The sequence below is a fragment of the Jeotgalibacillus aurantiacus genome, from assembly GCF_020595125.1.
Classification (GTDB): Bacteria; Bacillota; Bacilli; order Bacillales; family Jeotgalibacillaceae; genus Jeotgalibacillus; species Jeotgalibacillus aurantiacus.
The window spans coordinates 313460-329323 of record NZ_JACNMS010000001.1 but is presented as its reverse complement, the minus strand read 5'-3'; the positions used below and the strand labels follow the sequence as shown (position 1 = coordinate 329323).

13 protein-coding genes are annotated in these 15864 nt (G+C 47.3%); 10 read left to right on the top strand and 3 right to left on the bottom strand.

Annotated features, from left to right (window positions below; genetic code table 11):
• The first annotated feature begins 392 nt into the window (after positions 1-392).
• The 9 genes from H7968_RS01530 to H7968_RS01490 all read left to right on the top strand — a co-directional run bounded on the left by H7968_RS01530 (position 393) and on the right by H7968_RS01490 (position 12474).
• Entirely contained in the window at positions 393-1571 is a 1179-nt protein-coding gene (locus tag H7968_RS01530; RefSeq protein WP_227394490.1) for an acetyl-CoA C-acetyltransferase, read from the top strand.
• A gap of 28 nt (positions 1572-1599) precedes the next feature.
• Positions 1600-2451 carry a 3-hydroxybutyryl-CoA dehydrogenase gene (locus H7968_RS01525; protein WP_227394489.1) on the top strand — a complete coding sequence of 284 codons (852 nt, stop codon included), beginning with the start codon at positions 1600-1602 and terminating at the stop codon, positions 2449-2451.
• A 21-nt stretch (positions 2452-2472) separates the two neighbouring features.
• Positions 2473-3609: an acyl-CoA dehydrogenase gene (locus H7968_RS01520; protein WP_227394488.1), complete on the top strand. Its 1137-nt coding sequence runs from the start codon at positions 2473-2475 to the stop codon at positions 3607-3609.
• Positions 3610-3627: 18 nt separating this feature from the next.
• On the top strand, positions 3628-4767 hold the full coding sequence (locus H7968_RS01515; RefSeq protein ID WP_227394487.1) for an acyl-CoA dehydrogenase: 1140 nt from the start codon (positions 3628-3630) through the stop codon (positions 4765-4767).
• 739 nt (positions 4768-5506) lie between these two features.
• Complete coding sequence (locus H7968_RS01510; protein ID WP_406566354.1) at positions 5507-6088, top strand: TetR/AcrR family transcriptional regulator; 582 nt, start codon at positions 5507-5509, stop codon at positions 6086-6088.
• A 12-nt stretch (positions 6089-6100) separates the two neighbouring features.
• The gene (gene icmF / locus H7968_RS01505; protein ID WP_227394486.1) at positions 6101-9361 is read left to right on the top strand and encodes a fused isobutyryl-CoA mutase/GTPase IcmF; all 3261 of its coding nucleotides are present in this window, start codon (positions 6101-6103) and stop codon (positions 9359-9361) included.
• 99 nt (positions 9362-9460) lie between these two features.
• Positions 9461-9637 (top strand): hypothetical protein, encoded by a 177-nt coding sequence (locus H7968_RS01500; protein ID WP_227394485.1) that lies wholly within the window; start codon positions 9461-9463, stop codon positions 9635-9637.
• Between the two features lie 111 nt (positions 9638-9748).
• Positions 9749-10291 (top strand): DNA-directed RNA polymerase subunit delta, encoded by a 543-nt coding sequence (rpoE, locus tag H7968_RS01495; protein WP_227394484.1) that lies wholly within the window; start codon positions 9749-9751, stop codon positions 10289-10291.
• A gap of 584 nt (positions 10292-10875) precedes the next feature.
• The gene (locus H7968_RS01490) at positions 10876-12474 is read left to right on the top strand and encodes a CTP synthase (RefSeq protein ID WP_134376524.1); all 1599 of its coding nucleotides are present in this window, start codon (positions 10876-10878) and stop codon (positions 12472-12474) included.
• Between the two features lie 352 nt (positions 12475-12826).
• Here the strand turns inward: H7968_RS01490 and H7968_RS01485 are convergent, their stop codons facing one another.
• The 3 genes from H7968_RS01485 to H7968_RS01475 all read right to left on the bottom strand — a co-directional run bounded on the left by H7968_RS01485 (position 12827) and on the right by H7968_RS01475 (position 15262).
• Complete coding sequence (locus H7968_RS01485; RefSeq protein WP_227394483.1) at positions 12827-13786, bottom strand: nuclease-related domain-containing protein; 960 nt, start codon at positions 13784-13786, stop codon at positions 12827-12829.
• 1 nt (position 13787) lies between these two features.
• The gene (locus tag H7968_RS01480; RefSeq protein ID WP_227394482.1) at positions 13788-14318 is read right to left on the bottom strand and encodes a hypothetical protein; all 531 of its coding nucleotides are present in this window, start codon (positions 14316-14318) and stop codon (positions 13788-13790) included.
• 434 nt (positions 14319-14752) lie between these two features.
• Positions 14753-15262, bottom strand: coding sequence for a DUF2529 family protein (locus tag H7968_RS01475; RefSeq protein WP_319799473.1), 510 nt, complete (start codon positions 15260-15262; stop codon positions 14753-14755).
• A 171-nt stretch (positions 15263-15433) separates the two neighbouring features.
• On the opposite strand from H7968_RS01475, the gene H7968_RS01470 reads away from it, so the two are divergent.
• Positions 15434-15796, top strand: coding sequence for a response regulator (locus H7968_RS01470; protein ID WP_227394481.1), 363 nt, complete (start codon positions 15434-15436; stop codon positions 15794-15796).
• Positions 15797-15864: the final 68 nt, after the last annotated feature.

Here is a 15864-nt window from a genome sequence, read left to right as displayed (position 1 = left end):
AACCTTAACTCTTTAATATCTTGATTTTTTCTTTCCTTTGGATTTTTTATCTGAAAATAATGTTGATGATATATTGATACTATTAGTTCCGGGGACATTCGGAGACTCCTGTGGCGGAAAGGGTAAGGTGAAACCGACTGTGCGAAGCGCAGGTGGGTTCACCGCCCGGCCACGGAAAGCGTAGGATGTCCCCGGCACGGTTTTTAATTCACCCCTCCCTTCATCTGAAAAACTCCTTGTATCAAAACTTGTAATCGCTTACAATAGAATCAAGAATATTCTATTAATATGCCGTTTCCTGACGGCTTTTTTAAAGGGGAATTACTGAGCGAGCGTTCAGTCAACGTTCATCTCACTTATTTTTGAAAACGCATACAAAGGGGAGAATCACCATGCCAAAAACAGTCATTATCGACGGCGCAAGAACACCATTTGGGAAGCTCGGAGGCGCACTCGCTTCCTTTTCTGCATCAGACCTTGGTGCATTTGCGATCAAAGAAGCACTGAAAAGATCCGATGTCGCACCGGAATCCATTGACGAAGTCATTTTAGGAACTGTGCTTCAGGGTGGACAGGGGCAGATCCCGTCACGTCAGGCAGCGCAAAAAGCCGGCATTCCATGGGAAGTGAAAACAGAAACGATCAATAAAGTATGTGCATCAGGTATGCGAAGTGTCACGCTTGCTGACCAGCTGATCCGACTTGGGGATGAGTCGCTGATTGTTGCGGGCGGTATGGAGTCGATGACGAATGCACCTTATTTTATGGATAAGGCCAGATCCGGTTTCCGTATGGGTGATACGACAGTCAAGGATATGATGGTTCATGACGGGCTGACTTGTACGTTTAACCATGTACATATGGGCACGTACGGCAATTCAACGGCTGAAGAGTTTAACCTGTCGCGCGAGGAGCAGGATCATTGGGCATTCAGAAGCCATCAGCGCGCAGGGGAAGCGATTGAAAACGGGATTTTTGCTGAAGAGATTGTGCCTGTAGAAGTTCCCCAGCGCAAAAAAGATCCAATTACTGTGTCGCATGATGAATCGGTTCGAAAAGATACATCTGTTGAAAAGCTTGCCACCCTTCGTCCTGCATTTGACAAAGACGGCACGATCACAGCCGGTAACGCACCAGGTATTAACGATGGGGCGTGTGCGATGGTGCTGATGAGTGACGAGCGAGCTGAAAAAGAAGGTAAAAAGCCGCTTGCAACGATTCTTGGCCATGCAGAAGTGGCAGTGGAAGCGAAGGATTTCCCGCAGACGCCTGGTCTTGTGATCAACAAGCTGCTCGAGAAAACAGGCTATAAGCTTGAGGATATTGATCTTTTTGAAATCAACGAAGCATTTTCTGCAGTGGCACTGGCAAGCTCAAAAATTGCGAATCTTGATCCTGAAAAAGTGAATGTAAACGGCGGTGCAGTCGCGCTTGGTCATCCGATTGGCGCGAGCGGAGCGCGGATTATTTTAACGCTTGCTTACGAGCTGAAGCGTCGCGGCGGCGGACTCGGTATTGCATCGATCTGTTCCGGCGGCGGTCAGGGAGATGCTGTATTAATTCAGGTTTAATCCACTTTACGAACAAAGGAGATTGGATATGGAGATCAAAAAGGTAATGGTCATTGGAGCAGGGCAGATGGGTGGAGGCATTGCGCAGGTATGTGCACAGGCCGGCTACGAGGTCACGCTGAATGATTTAAAAGATGAATTTCTGACAAGAGGTCTTGGGGTCATTGAAAAAAATCTGTCACGCTCGGTGGAAAAAGGACGCATGACAGAAGAGGATAAAACGGCCACAATGAACCGCATTACGCGTTCAACGGATCTGAATGATGCGAAAAACGTCGACATCGTCATTGAAGCAGCAGTTGAAAATATGGAGATCAAAACGAAAATCTTCAAAACGCTCGATGAGGTCGCACCGGAACACGCAATTTTAGCGTCAAACACCTCATCACTTCCAATTACGGAGATTGCAGCAGCCACAAACCGTCCGGAAAAAGTGATCGGGATGCACTTTATGAACCCGGTTCCGGTTATGAAGCTCGTTGAAATTATCCGCGGACTCGCCACCACAGACGAGGTATATCAGGCAGTCGAAGACATGACAAAATCACTGAACAAAGCGCCAGTTGAGGTGGAGGACTTCCCTGGATTTGTGTCAAACCGCATTTTGATGCCGATGATCAATGAAGCGATTTACACGCTTTATGAGGGGGTTGCGTCGAAGGAAGCGATTGATGATGTCATGAAAATGGGCATGAATCATCCGATGGGACCGCTTCAGCTTGCGGACTTTATCGGTCTTGATACGTGTCTGTACATTATGGAAATTCTGCATGACGGATTTGGCGACAGCAAATACCGCCCGTGTCCGCTTCTGCGGAAATATGTAAAAGCCGGCTGGCTCGGTAAGAAAACAGGCCGCGGATTCTACAGCTACGAATAATCAGCAAGGGGGAGCAGAAAGATGGAACTCCGTTTTACAGAAGAGCAGGAAATGATGCGCAAAATGGTGCGCGACTTTGCGAAGGAAGAAGTCGAGCCGTTTATTGAACGGATGGAAGCGGGCGAATTTCCGCATGATATTTTGAACAAAATGTCTGAGCTCGGTCTCATGGGCATTACGGTTCCGGAAGAATACGGCGGGGCAGGAATGGACTTTATCTCTTATATTATTGCGATTAACGAGCTGTCGAAGGTCAGTCCGGTCGTCGGCGTGATTTTATCCGTGCATACTTCTGTTGGTACAAACCCGATTCTTTACTACGGGAATGAAGCGCAGAAGAAGAAATATGTAACGAAACTTGCGACCGGTGAATACCTCGGTGCATTCTGCCTGACAGAGCCAAGTGCAGGCTCAGATGCTGCCAGCCTGAAAACGAAGGCAGTGAAAAAAGACGATCATTACGTCTTAAACGGCTCAAAGATCTTTATCACAAACGGTGGTGAAGCGGATACGTATATCGTGTTTGCTGTCACAGATCCTGAAAAAGGAACGCGCGGAATCAGTGCCTTTATCGTTGAAAAGGATACACCAGGATTTATCGTCGGAAAAGATGAAGAAAAAATGGGGCTGCATGGATCACGTACCGTTCAGCTAACGTTTGAAGATATGAAGGTACCAGCTGAAAATCTGTTAGGTGAAGAGGGAGAAGGTTTTAAAATTGCCCTCGGAAACCTCGATGTCGGGCGGATCGGGATTGCTGCAAAATCACTCGGTATTGCAGAAGCAGCCGTTGAACATGCGGTTGCCTATGCAAAAGAGCGTGAGCAGTTCGGTAAGCCAATCGCCAAGCAGCAGGGAATCGGATTTAAACTCGCGGATATGGCCACAGCTGCAGAAGCGGCACGCCTTCTCGTGTACCAGGCAGCGGATCTACGTCAGCAGGGTAAGCCATGCGGCAAGGAAGCCTCTATGGCAAAGCTGTTTGCTTCATCTACTGCTATGACGAACGCGATTGAATGCGTACAGGTATTTGGCGGTAACGGTTATACAGAGGATTACCCGGCAGAGCGCTTATTCCGCGATGCGAAAATCAGTGAGATTTATGAAGGTACAAGTGAAATACAACGAATCGTGATCAGTAAGCACGTGACAAAATAGGATGGGGGATTTTTGAACATGAACTTTACATTAACTGAAGAGCACGAAATGATCCGTAAAATGGTCCGCGACTTTGCAGAAAAGGATGTCGCACCAACCGCTGCAGAGCGCGATGAAGAAGAACGTTTTGACCGCAGTATTTTCAACAAAATGGCGGAGCTTGGTCTGACAGGTATTCCATGGCCGGAGGAGTACGGCGGGATCGGCAGTGACTATCTTGCTTACGTCATCGCGGTAGAAGAGCTGTCACGTGTCTGTGCATCAACAGGCGTAACGCTATCAGCCCACCTTTCACTTGCGAGCTGGCCCATTTATAAATTCGGTAACGAGCAGCAGAAAAAACACTACCTGACAAAGCTTGCTCAGGGTGAAATGCTTGGCGCATACGGCTTATCAGAGCCTGGCGCAGGTTCAGACGTATCATCCATGAAAACACGCGCTGTGAAAAACGGTGATCACTACGTGTTAAACGGCTCTAAAGTCTGGATCACAAACGGTGGCGAAGCAGAGCTGTACATCATTTTCGCCGTAACAGATCAGGACGCAGGAACACGCGGCATGAGCGCATTTATCGTAGAAAAAGGCTGGGAAGGCTTCTCGATCGGTAAAAAAGAGAAAAAACTCGGCATCCGTTCATCACCAACAACGGAACTCATTTTTGACAACGTCAAAGTACCGGCTGAAAACCTCCTCGGAGAAGAAGGACAGGGCTTTAAAATCGCGATGATGACACTCGACGGAGGCCGTAACGGAATCGCTGCACAGGCAGTCGGAATCGCACAGGGCGCACTCGATGCAGCCGTTGAATACGCAAAAGGCCGTGAACAATTCGGCAAAACCATCCTTGCTAACCAGGGCGTTTCCTTTAAAATCGCCGACATGGCAACAGGCATCGAAGCATCAAGACTTCTGACCTACCAGGCAGCATGGCTCGAATCAGAAGGCCTGCCATACGGCAAAGAATCCGCCATGTCCAAGCTATTCGCCGGCGACACAGCCATGAAAGTAACCGTCGAAGCCGTCCAAATCTTCGGAGGCTACGGCTATACAAAAGACTACCCGGTAGAACGCTACATGCGCGACGCCAAAATCACCCAAATCTACGAAGGCACCCAGGAAATCCAACGCCTCGTGATTGGAAGAATGGTGACGAAGTAATTAATAAGATCAGATTCATTATTTGACCTTAACGATCTTACAAATAAACATCGAGTTGATCGGAGTGGAAGGTGCGAGACTCCTGCGGCATAGAAGCGACAGGTGAAACCGGCGTGCGAAGCACGGTGGGTTCACCGCGCGGCCTTAGAAAAGCGGAGGCGACTCGTCCAGCCCCGACAAGCATAAGGCGAAGATGAAAAGAGGGTTGACCTTTGCCCTCGTTCATCTTTGACTTATGACCTCGAGGGGCTAGTCGCTGGAGCTGGACAAAGGAAAGCGAGTACCTTCCACGGAGATCAACGGCTCTCATAAGAGTTCATTTAGTTGATCTAAACGGAAGGTGGCGACTCCTGCGGGAAAAGCGGAGGCGACTCGTCCAGCCCCGACAAGCATAAGGCGAAGATGAAAAAGAGGACTGATCTTTGCCCTCGTTCAGATTTGACTTATGACCTCGAGGGGCTAGTCGCCGGAGCTAGACAAAGGAAAGCGAGTACCTTCCACGGAGATCAACGCTTCTATAATATTTTACAGAGTTGATTGGAGCGGAAGAGGTGAGACTCCTGCGGCATAGAAGCGACAGGTGAGACAGGTGTGCGCAGCACAGCTGGCTCACCGCGCGGCCGCGGAAAGCGAACCTCTGGAGCGGAAATCAACGGCCTACTCCAGAATAAGGTGGCGGATGCGGTTGGATAAAAGACGCGAAGTACAATCGTCCGTAAAAGACGAACGACTCGTCGAAATGCGCAGAGATCAGATGATAAAAGGAGCCGTTTCACTCTTCAAACAAAAAGGCTTTCACCGGACCACGACACGCGAAATCGCCAAAGCGTCCGGCTTCAGTATCGGCACCCTCTATGAGTATATCCGGACAAAAGAAGACGTCCTGTACCTCGTCTGCGACCGGATCTACGACCAGGTAAGGGCCCGCCTCCACGGCATGGACCTGAACGGAGGAACGCTTGAGTCCCTCTCAACAGGTATTGCCCACTACTTCAGAGTTGTGGACGACATGCAGGACGAAGTGCTCGTCATGTATCAGGAAGCCAAATCACTCTCGAAGGATGCCCTGCCTTACGTGTTGAAAAAAGAGCTTGAGATGGTGGAAATGTTTGAAATATTGATTCAGAAATGCGTCGATGAAGGGGAACTTGAGATGGAGAAGGAAATGATTCATCTCATGGCGCAGAATATTTTTGTTCAGGGGCAGATGTGGGCGTTCAGACGCTGGGCGCTGCGCTCCTACACGATCGAACAATACATCGAACGCCAGACCGGTCTGCTGTTAAACGGCATTAAAGGCTTTCAGACCGTGGCGGAATAGGGGGAACAAAGCATGGCAGTCAATGAACCAGTGATTTACAAGCCCGCCAACCCGGTGCGTTTTGTGACGGCATCGAGTCTGTTTGACGGACATGATGCTTCCATTAACATTATGCGCCGCATTCTTCAGGCGAGTGGTGCAGAGGTCATTCACCTCGGCCACAACCGCTCTGTTGAAGAGGTCGTCAATGCAGCGATCCAGGAGGATGTGCAGGGTATTGCGATTTCATCCTACCAGGGTGGTCACGTTGAATATTTTAAATATATGTATGACCTGTTAAAAGAGCGTGGTGCTCCGCATATCCGCATTTACGGCGGAGGTGGCGGAGTCATTATCCCGCGTGAAATTAAAGAGCTTCATGAGTACGGTATTGCCCGAATTTTCTCTCCGGAGGACGGCCGTCAGCACGGGCTTCAGGGCATGATTAACCAGATGCTTAAGGAATGTGATTTTGCCACGGTTGAACAGGAAATGAAGCATGAGATTGAAGAGCTGCAAAGCGGTACAACACCGATTGTCTCGAAATTCATTTCACTTGCTGAATACCGCATGCAAAATGACAGCGAGCAGTGGCAGGAGATTATGGATCGTGTAAAGGCAGCTGAAAAGCATGCGCCTGTTGTGGGGATTACCGGAACAGGTGGAGCAGGTAAAAGCTCCCTTACTGATGAGTTAATCCGACGCTTCATTAATGAAGTACCGGATAAAAAGGTTGCGATCTTATCCATCGACCCGACGAAGCAAAAAACGGGTGGTGCCCTCTTAGGGGACAGAATCCGGATGAATGCTATTTTCTCTGATCGGGTATTTATGAGAAGTCTTGCGACTCGCGGATCCAAGAGTGAGCTGTCACTCGCGATTCGTGATGCGATTTCCGTTGTAAAAGCAGCAGGCTATAATCTGGTCATTGTGGAGACGAGCGGAATCGGGCAGGGGGATGCTGAGATCGCCGAAATCTCCGACATTTCGATGTATGTGATGACGAGTGAATTCGGTGCGCCGTCACAGCTTGAGAAAATCGATATGATTGATTATGCGGACCTTGTTGTTATCAATAAATTTGAGCGTAAAGGCTCTGAGGATGCGAAACGTCAGGTGCAGAAGCAATATCAGCGCAGCCGTATGCTGTTTGACCAGGACCTTGATGAAATGCCGGTATTCGGTACGATTGCCTCCCAGTTTAACGATGCAGGAACAAACGCGCTGTTTGCTGCACTGATCGAAACGATTAACACAAAAGCGCAGACGGACTGGTCAACAGCCTTTTCGAAAAAAGCCCAGGTTGAAAAGCAGAACGTCATTATTCCAAATGACCGCCGCTATTACCTGCGTGAAATCTCGGAAACCGTGCGCCGCTATCATCAGTCAGCTGAACAGCAGACAAAGCTTGCCCGCCGTTTCTTCCAGCTTGAAGGAAGTATTGAGGCGCTAAAAGAGCAGGGGAATGATGCTGCTGTCGCACCGCTTGAAACACTGAAGGAAAACACCTGGGATGAGCTGACGGCTGAGTCGAAGAAAATTCTTGAAAACTGGCCGAAACTGAAGGACATGTATGCACAGGATCAGTTTACAACGAAAATCCGTGACAAGGAAATCGTCACTGAGCTGACGACGAAAAGCCTTTCAGGACTATCCATTCCAAAGGTCGCGCTTCCGAAATATGAGGATTACGGCGAGATTTTAAAATGGGTGTATAAAGAAAATGTACCGGGTTCATTCCCATACACAGCGGGCGTATTTCCATTTAAACGGAAGGGTGAAGATCCGAAGCGTCAGTTTGCCGGAGAGGGAACACCGGAGCGTACGAACCGCCGTTTCCATTACCTTTCAAAGGACGACGATGCCAAACGCTTAAGCACTGCTTTTGACTCAGTAACCCTATATGGTGAAGATCCGGATTACCGTCCGGACATTTACGGAAAAGTCGGGGAGAGTGGCGTCAGCATCTGTACACTAGAGGATATGAAGAAGCTGTATGCAGGCTTTGATCTGTGTGCCCCTTCGACATCCGTTTCGATGACGATTAACGGACCTGCGCCGATTATTCTAGCGATGTTCATGAACACAGCGATCGATCAGCAGGTGAAAAAGCGTGAGGAAGCGCTTGGCCGCACGCTGTCACTTGAGGAATTTACGGAAGTGCGTGAACAGACGCTTCAGGTCGTGCGCGGAACGGTTCAGGCCGATATTTTAAAAGAGGATCAGGGCCAGAATACGTGTATTTTCTCAACCGAATTTGCACTGCGCATGATGGGAGATATCCAGCAGTATTTTATCGACCAGAAAGTGCGTAACTATTATTCTGTTTCTATCTCCGGCTACCATATCGCTGAAGCCGGTGCGAATCCGATTTCACAGCTTGCATTTACACTCGCAAACGGATTTACGTATGTGGAGTACTATTTAAGCCGCGGTATGAATATTAATGACTTTGCACCGAACCTGTCATTCTTCTTCTCCAACGGACTTGATCCGGAGTATACCGTGATTGGCCGCGTTGCCCGCCGCATTTGGGCGACAGTGATGAGAGATAAATACGGTGCTAATGAGCGGAGTCAGAAGCTGAAGTACCATATCCAGACGTCAGGACGTTCCCTGCACGCGCAGGAAATCGATTTCAACGATATCCGGACAACGCTGCAGGCGCTGATGGCCCTTCAGGACAACTGTAATTCCCTTCATACTAATGCGTATGACGAAGCGATTACTACGCCGACTGAAGAATCAGTCCGCCGTGCGATGGCGATCCAGATGATCATCACAAAAGAACACGGCTTAAGTAAAAATGAAAATCCACTGCAGGGCTCCTTTATCGTAGAAGAACTGACGGACCTTGTAGAGGAAATGGTGCTGCAGGAATTCGAACGGATCAACGACCGGGGTGGTGTGCTTGGCGCCATGGAAACGCAGTATCAGCGCGGAAAGATCCAGGAAGAATCCATGCATTATGAAATGAAAAAGCATACGGGTGAACTGCCGATCATCGGTGTCAACACGTATCTGAATCCGAATCCTCCATCAGAAGAGGAAATGGACAGTATGGAGCTGGCCCGTGCAACGCAGGAAGAAAAAGAAACCCAGATTGCCAATCTCCGTTCTTTCCAAAAACAGCACGAGAATGAAGCAGACGCTGCACTGGCAAGACTGAAAGAAACGGCTGTTTCAGGCGGCAACCTGTTTGCTGAACTCATGGAAACAGTAAAAGTGGCTTCATTAGGTCAGATCACTCATGCACTGTATGAAGTGGGCGGACAATATCGACGCAATATGTAAAGTTTCAGTAAAACCTGCCCGGGAAACCATCAAATCACTCCCGGCAGGTTTTCTTTTGTACTATAATGGAGATAACAACAAGTTGTAGGACGTGATCAAGTGAAAAGACTGCTGATTCTAAGCGGCTCTATTTTAGTTATTTCTTCAGCAACCTTATATCTCTACAGCAAAATGTTTGGTGCTGTTGCTTTTTTGCTGCTTTCCGCCTTCTTTTATTGGCTGGCCTGGCGTGAAACCAAAAAAGCATCATCAGGAATTTATAAAAAACAGGGGTAAGTATGGCATTCCGGGTACATCTTTGGTTATAATGGATAATATGCTTTCAGCTAAAAACCATGTTTTAAGATAGAGCGTATCACGCATACCAGATAAAAAGGAGTGCACGGAATGGAACTTAAAAACCGCTCAGTAGAAGACTTGAGAGAGTATTCTTTTATTGAAATTGCCCACCAGCTTTTAGTGGACCGCCACGATTCAATTACTTTTAACGAAATGGTGAATGAATGGCAGCGTCTGCTTGGCTTAACTGATAAAGAGGCACGTGAAAAAATTGTTCAATTCTACACCGACTTGAACATGGACGGCCGCTTCATTTTCCTTGGCGCAGAAAAAGGCTGGGGACTCCGCTCATGGTATCCGCTTGACCAGGTAGAGGACGAGCAGGTAACAAGCGAAATCCAGACGAAAAAGAAAACAAAATCCAAGAAAAAGAAAGTCGCGGATGAAGATCTTGACTTCGACGACCTGGATGACGAAGAAGACGACCTTGTCTACGATGAACTAGACGACGATGTCGATGATGTCGATGACCTAGATGATGAAGACGATGAGGACTTCGATGATGAACTAGACAGTGAAGACTTTGACGATATCGGTGAAACCGATGACGACGAAGACCTCGATGTTGAAGATGAGGATGACGATCTGTAAAACAGGGAGACTGCTTAGGCAGTCTCTTTTTGTATGCAAATGATGAAACATTGCTGAATGGAGTTATGAGTCAAAAGTCCGGATCTTGCGAAAGAATGAGAAAATCTTTTGAAAGAGCGATGGAATTCAGTGAACCCGTGGCTGAATGTTAGGAAACTGCTCCAAAATTCTGAGAACCTCGAGTGGAATCCTGCGAACCTTTTTAACTGGTGGTTCGAAGTATTGACTATTTCACTACGCGGCCGCGAAAAGCGCAGGATATGCCTATATGATGTTCCCTTCAAAAAGAAAATGTCCGTCCTCCATGGAATGAGGAATACATTTCCCAACAGCCGGAAAATATTCATTAAACTAAAAGCCTTTAACATCAACTGTTAAAACGCTGTCAAAAATCCCACTGAAAAAACTTCCTTGATTTTTTATAAAATGATGGTAGTATTTTATTTGGGCTCCCTGAAAAGGGATCAAACGCACATATACGCGCTCCCTTGCGTCTCTGACGCAGGAGGGGCGCTTTTTATTTTTTATAAGAGATTTTTCCACCCACTCAATAAAACTTGGATTAGATGAAGGGAGAACAAACGATGTCAACAAAATATATTTTCGTTACTGGCGGAGTTGTATCATCATTAGGAAAAGGAATCACGGCTGCTTCACTTGGCCGCCTTCTGAAAAACAGAGGATTGAGCGTGACCATCCAGAAATTCGATCCATATATCAACGTAGACCCTGGAACAATGAGTCCATACCAGCACGGGGAAGTGTTCGTCACAGATGACGGTGCGGAAACGGATCTCGATCTTGGTCACTACGAGCGTTTTATCGATATTAACCTCAACAAATACAGCAACGTGACAACAGGTAAGATCTACTCAACAGTGCTGAAAAAAGAGCGTCGCGGTGATTATCTCGGCGGAACAGTACAGGTCATTCCGCATATTACAAACGAGCTGAAAGAGCGCGTTTTCCGTGCCGGACGTGAGACAAATGCAGATGTCGTGATCACAGAAATCGGTGGAACGGTAGGGGATATCGAATCTCTTCCATTCCTTGAAGCGATCCGTCAGATCAAGAGCGATGTAGGCCGCGAAAACGTAATGTACGTTCACTGTACACTTGTCCCTTATATTAAAGCTGCCGGAGAAATGAAAACAAAGCCGACTCAGCACAGCGTAAAAGAATTGCGCAGCCTTGGTATCCAGCCAAACATCATTGTGCTTCGTACCGAAATGCCAATTTCTCAGGACATGAAGGACAAAATTGCCCTGTTCTGTGACATTGACGAAAAATCAGTAATCGAAGCGACTGACGCTGACACACTTTATGCCGTACCACTTGCCCTTCAGGCGCAAAACATGGATCAGATCGTCTGCGACCATTTCGGCTTCAACGCACCACAGCCTGAAATGACGGAGTGGAATGCACTTGTTGACCGCGTCCGTAACCTGTCAGGCAAAACGAAAATTGCCCTTGTCGGTAAATACGTTGAGCTTCAGGATGCTTACATTTCAGTCGTAGAATCTTTAAAGCATGCCGGCTACAGCTTCGACACGGACGTTGAAGTGAAATGGCTGAATTCTGAACTGATCACACGTGAAAATGTGGAGCAGGAGCTTGGTGATGTAGACGGAATCCTTGTCCCTGGCGGATTCGGAGACCGCGCCATCGAAGGTAAAATCGAAGCCATTCGCTACGCACGTGAAACAAAAACACCATTCCTTGGGATCTGCCTAGGCATGCAGCTCGCAAGTGTAGAATTTGCCCGCAACGTGCTTGGAATGGATGGCGCACACTCAGCAGAAATCAACCCGGAAACACCATTCCCGGTCATTGACCTTCTGCCGGAGCAAAAAGATATCGAAGACCTTGGCGGAACACTTCGTCTCGGACTATACCCATGTAAGCTGACAGAAGGCACAAAAGCCTTTGAAGCCTACGATAACGAAGTCGTATACGAGCGTCACCGTCACCGCTTCGAATTCAACAACCAGTACCGTGAGCAAATGGAAGAAGCAGGATTCATCTTCTCAGGCACAAGCCCGGACGGCCGCCTGATCGAAATCATCGAACTTGCCGACCACCCATGGTTCGTCGCGTCCCAGTTCCACCCGGAATTCACATCGCGCCCAACCCGCCCACAGCCACTGTTCAGAGACTTTATTGAAGCGTCTATTAAGAAGTAATTTGATGATTGGACCCCTGCTTGGGCGGGGGTCTGTTTTACAGTTTTAAGGGTATTTTGGTTAAGGTGGGGAGTGACGGAACGATGAACGTTGTGGAATTCCTTCATTAATTGAACTTATTCAGGCTTTTCAAATTTTAATTCCTTCTTTTGAAAAATCAATTCCCTCTTTCTGGAGAAAGATTCCCTCAAACAGTCTTCAGATACCAGGAATTCCTTCATTTGTTGACGTAATCCCTTCATAACTGAATGCCAATTCCCTCTTTTGAAAAAATGTTTCCTTCATTTCTGGCGACCTCCTAAATGCACTTCACAAAAGTTCTTCACCACTCAATTCACAAATCGGAACGCAATTATAAAGTAAGCTTAAAATATTTTACCCCTTTAGTTGTCCCTCTTTTTCTTACAGCCATCTTCTCCACCATTCTCCTTGCTGCCTGCTCATCAGAAATTCTAAAGAACAGCCGAATGTCCTTATTCACTATTCCATTATCTCCTTTCAATTGAAACAGCTGCTCCAAAGCCTCATGGTGAACGCTGCTGGAAAAATGATGACAATCCCCACAAGTCCATCCACGTCTGCTTTTGACCATTCCAATCTTTCTACACCCCGGACATTGCACACCCATCTGCAGTTCACTGAAACCAATTGAATATTTTTTGAACCAGTCAATCTCAAGTTCCTCATGCAAACTGATTAACACATCAGCCACTTTTTTCATATGTGCCTGACCAAACTTTTTAGTCTGGATCGTTTGCAGAGCCTTATAAATTTCGCTTTCGATGGCTTCTGGTGGGATGACATTTCGCAAAATGTGTGGCGTTTCGGCGTGGATAATGGTTCGGGAGTTTGCCATGACGATGAATGGAATGACGGGTAGTGCGCCGAGCTTATGGCGTTTCATCAGCTCTGTCAGCTGTTCTGATTGTCTTTTAATTTGCAGGTGAAAGTCTTTGAAAGCTTCTGTTTGCCCGTTTAACGTGCGGAGAACCTGCTGGAAATCAGTTTTAAATTGGAGCGAGCCGGAGATGTTTTTAGTTTCTAAAATAATGATTGCGTTTTGGAACAGGATGATCGTGTCCATTTGGAAGTGGTGGTTTTGTCCTTTAAGGCGAAGGTTGTGAAGGATGATGTGAGGGGATTTGATGAAGCTGAGGTTATAATCCAGTCCGGCTTCACCTTTATAGCCGGCGATTAAGTTGCGAAGATGTTTTTGAATGTCCTCGAATTTCTGATGATAGTGCGGCAGCCTGTCTGCGATGATTTGCAGTGTTTGAATATGGCAGGGCAATGCCTGCGGTTTCATGATCATGTTATTTCCTCCTTTTGATTAATCTTGCGGCAATGCCCACTGGAATTAGTGCAAAGCTTCCGTAAATGCATGACCATTTAATAGCAGTGAAAAATGGTGCGATCACAGCGAAAAAGGTCAGTTCCTCCGGATAAAATGACATGACCAGTGACGTGCTCAAGTTTTCAAGAAAATCGAAGATCATGCCGAAAAGCGGCAAAAGAATGAACCATTTCCATTTAGATTGGCGGAAAGGTTTGAATAGGATACCGATTGTGGTCGTGAGAAAAAGAAAATAAGCGATAGGCCAGACGACATCAAAGGTGTAACGGGCGCGGACGTAATAAGCTCTGCCTTCCTCACCGTATGTATCTGCAATGGAAAAAAGAGTTTCCGGGGTGTAAAAGAAGGAGCCATCCGGTGATTCAGATGTGCCTGTGACACGCGAGGATTCGGCTGCTTCATTCGGCAGGATCAATCCAATAAAGCCGGCAAAGATCAGGACAGCGATGAGCCACGTTTTCCAGTTAGAAAGCTGGTAGAGTTTCTGCATTACATTCACCTCCTTTTGGTTATTATAGCCGTTTGGATGGTGGTGCGCTATTTATTTTGGTGAAAAATGGGTTATGTAGCTGAAGGGCTTGTTGGTTAAGGGCATTTAGGGAGGTGGGATGGTTGTTGGAGTGATGGAATTAAATTTTGAAAAGAAGGAATAAGTAAGCTCGTTTGAAGGAAATCGAAAGGAGAATGAAGGAATTAACTGTATCTGGAGGGCGCTTGATGGAATCATTTTCTAGAAAGAAGGAATTAATTTTTCAAAAGAAGGGATTAAATTCTAGAAAGCCTGAATAAGTGTCGATAGTGAAGGAATTCGGCCCTGTGCCTTCCGCGGACTCCTTCACACACAGCGCCTCTAGCCTTTCGCGACCGGCTCGCGTTGATACAGCCCCACTCCACAAAAAACCCCTGCATCAGCAGGGGTCCCGCTCAATATTCTTCCAAAATCTCTTCCACCACAAACTTCACGCCGTGGTACAAATACAGTGCGGCCATCAGAGATGGGAATCCGAAGCGTCCGCCAGTTTCGTCGGGCAGCATGCCGCGGACGGTTTGGGTGTTCAGGAATGAATCGGCTGAGACAGCCAGATCGTTTTCAGCGTCCTTCACTTTACCTGCAATTACCACAAAAGGAATGTCGTGTGACTGGAGTTCTGCCGCCAGCTTAAGCGCTTGCGGGTCTGTGGAGCGGCGGGTTACGAGCAGTACGCGGTCAGCGGTTGTCAGTTCAGTAACGCCGGTAAGTTCGCGTGCGCCAGTCAAAGGTTCTTCGCCGCGGAGCGCTTCTGCTGTGACGCCTTCCATTTCACCGAAGCCTGCAACGTAAATGGATCCTGCTCCGACGTTTGCCTGAGCGAGCAGGCGTGCTGCGTTTTCGATTTCGTTTTCTTCCTTGCTATGCAGCCGCCCGAATAGGCCGGTCAGCTGTGTTGTAAACATTTTTAACATCCATATCAAGCCTTTCCATACCCCTAAAGGGTTTGTCGAATCTTGTAAACAAATTCTGTAAAAATCTTTAAGAGGATTCTGTACAACTTGTGTTGAATGTACCATAATACAGAGGGAGAGTTCAAAAATTGACTGGGATACTTTTGATGAAGAGGTGTAAGAATGGATGAGAAAATTTTGATTGTCGATGATCAGTTCGGCATCCGGATTCTTCTGAATGAGGTTCTTTATAAAGAGGGATATAAGACGTTTCAGGCTGCGAATGGACCAGAGGCATTAGCACTTCTTGAGGAAGAACCTGATTTAGTCCTGCTGGATATGAAGATTCCCGGGATGGATGGAATTGAGATTTTGAGACGGATGAAGGAAATTCGTGAAGATATCAGGGTCATTATTATGACGGCTTATGGTGAATTGGATATGATCAAGGAAGCGAAGCGGATGGGTGCACTGACTCATATTGCCAAACCATTTGATATTGAGGATATTCGAAAAGTCGTAAGATCATATGTTCAGGTCGGGTAAGGGGTTATGCCTGATCGTTATTGAAGGTTGGACTGTACACGCGTAGCGTTCGCGGGTAATCGATTAAG

What these genes read in the sequence shown, in the direction of transcription:
- H7968_RS01530 (WP_227394490.1), top strand. Translation starts at nt 393, where the DNA reads ATGCCAAAAACAGTCATTATCGACGGCGCAAGAACACCATTTGGGAAG.
- H7968_RS01525 (WP_227394489.1), top strand. Translation starts at nt 1,600, where the DNA reads ATGGAGATCAAAAAGGTAATGGTCATTGGAGCAGGGCAGATGGGTGGA.
- H7968_RS01520 (WP_227394488.1), top strand. Translation starts at nt 2,473, where the DNA reads ATGGAACTCCGTTTTACAGAAGAGCAGGAAATGATGCGCAAAATGGTG.
- H7968_RS01515 (WP_227394487.1), top strand. Translation starts at nt 3,628, where the DNA reads ATGAACTTTACATTAACTGAAGAGCACGAAATGATCCGTAAAATGGTC.
- H7968_RS01510 (WP_406566354.1), top strand. Translation starts at nt 5,507, where the DNA reads ATGCGCAGAGATCAGATGATAAAAGGAGCCGTTTCACTCTTCAAACAA.
- icmF (WP_227394486.1), top strand. Translation starts at nt 6,101, where the DNA reads ATGGCAGTCAATGAACCAGTGATTTACAAGCCCGCCAACCCGGTGCGT.
- rpoE (WP_227394484.1), top strand. Translation starts at nt 9,749, where the DNA reads ATGGAACTTAAAAACCGCTCAGTAGAAGACTTGAGAGAGTATTCTTTT.
- H7968_RS01490 (WP_134376524.1), top strand. Translation starts at nt 10,876, where the DNA reads ATGTCAACAAAATATATTTTCGTTACTGGCGGAGTTGTATCATCATTA.
- H7968_RS01485 (WP_227394483.1), bottom strand. Translation starts at nt 13,786, where the DNA reads ATGATCATGAAACCGCAGGCATTGCCCTGCCATATTCAAACACTGCAA.
- H7968_RS01480 (WP_227394482.1), bottom strand. Translation starts at nt 14,318, where the DNA reads ATGCAGAAACTCTACCAGCTTTCTAACTGGAAAACGTGGCTCATCGCT.
- H7968_RS01475 (WP_319799473.1), bottom strand. Translation starts at nt 15,262, where the DNA reads ATGTTTACAACACAGCTGACCGGCCTATTCGGGCGGCTGCATAGCAAG.
- H7968_RS01470 (WP_227394481.1), top strand. Translation starts at nt 15,434, where the DNA reads ATGGATGAGAAAATTTTGATTGTCGATGATCAGTTCGGCATCCGGATT.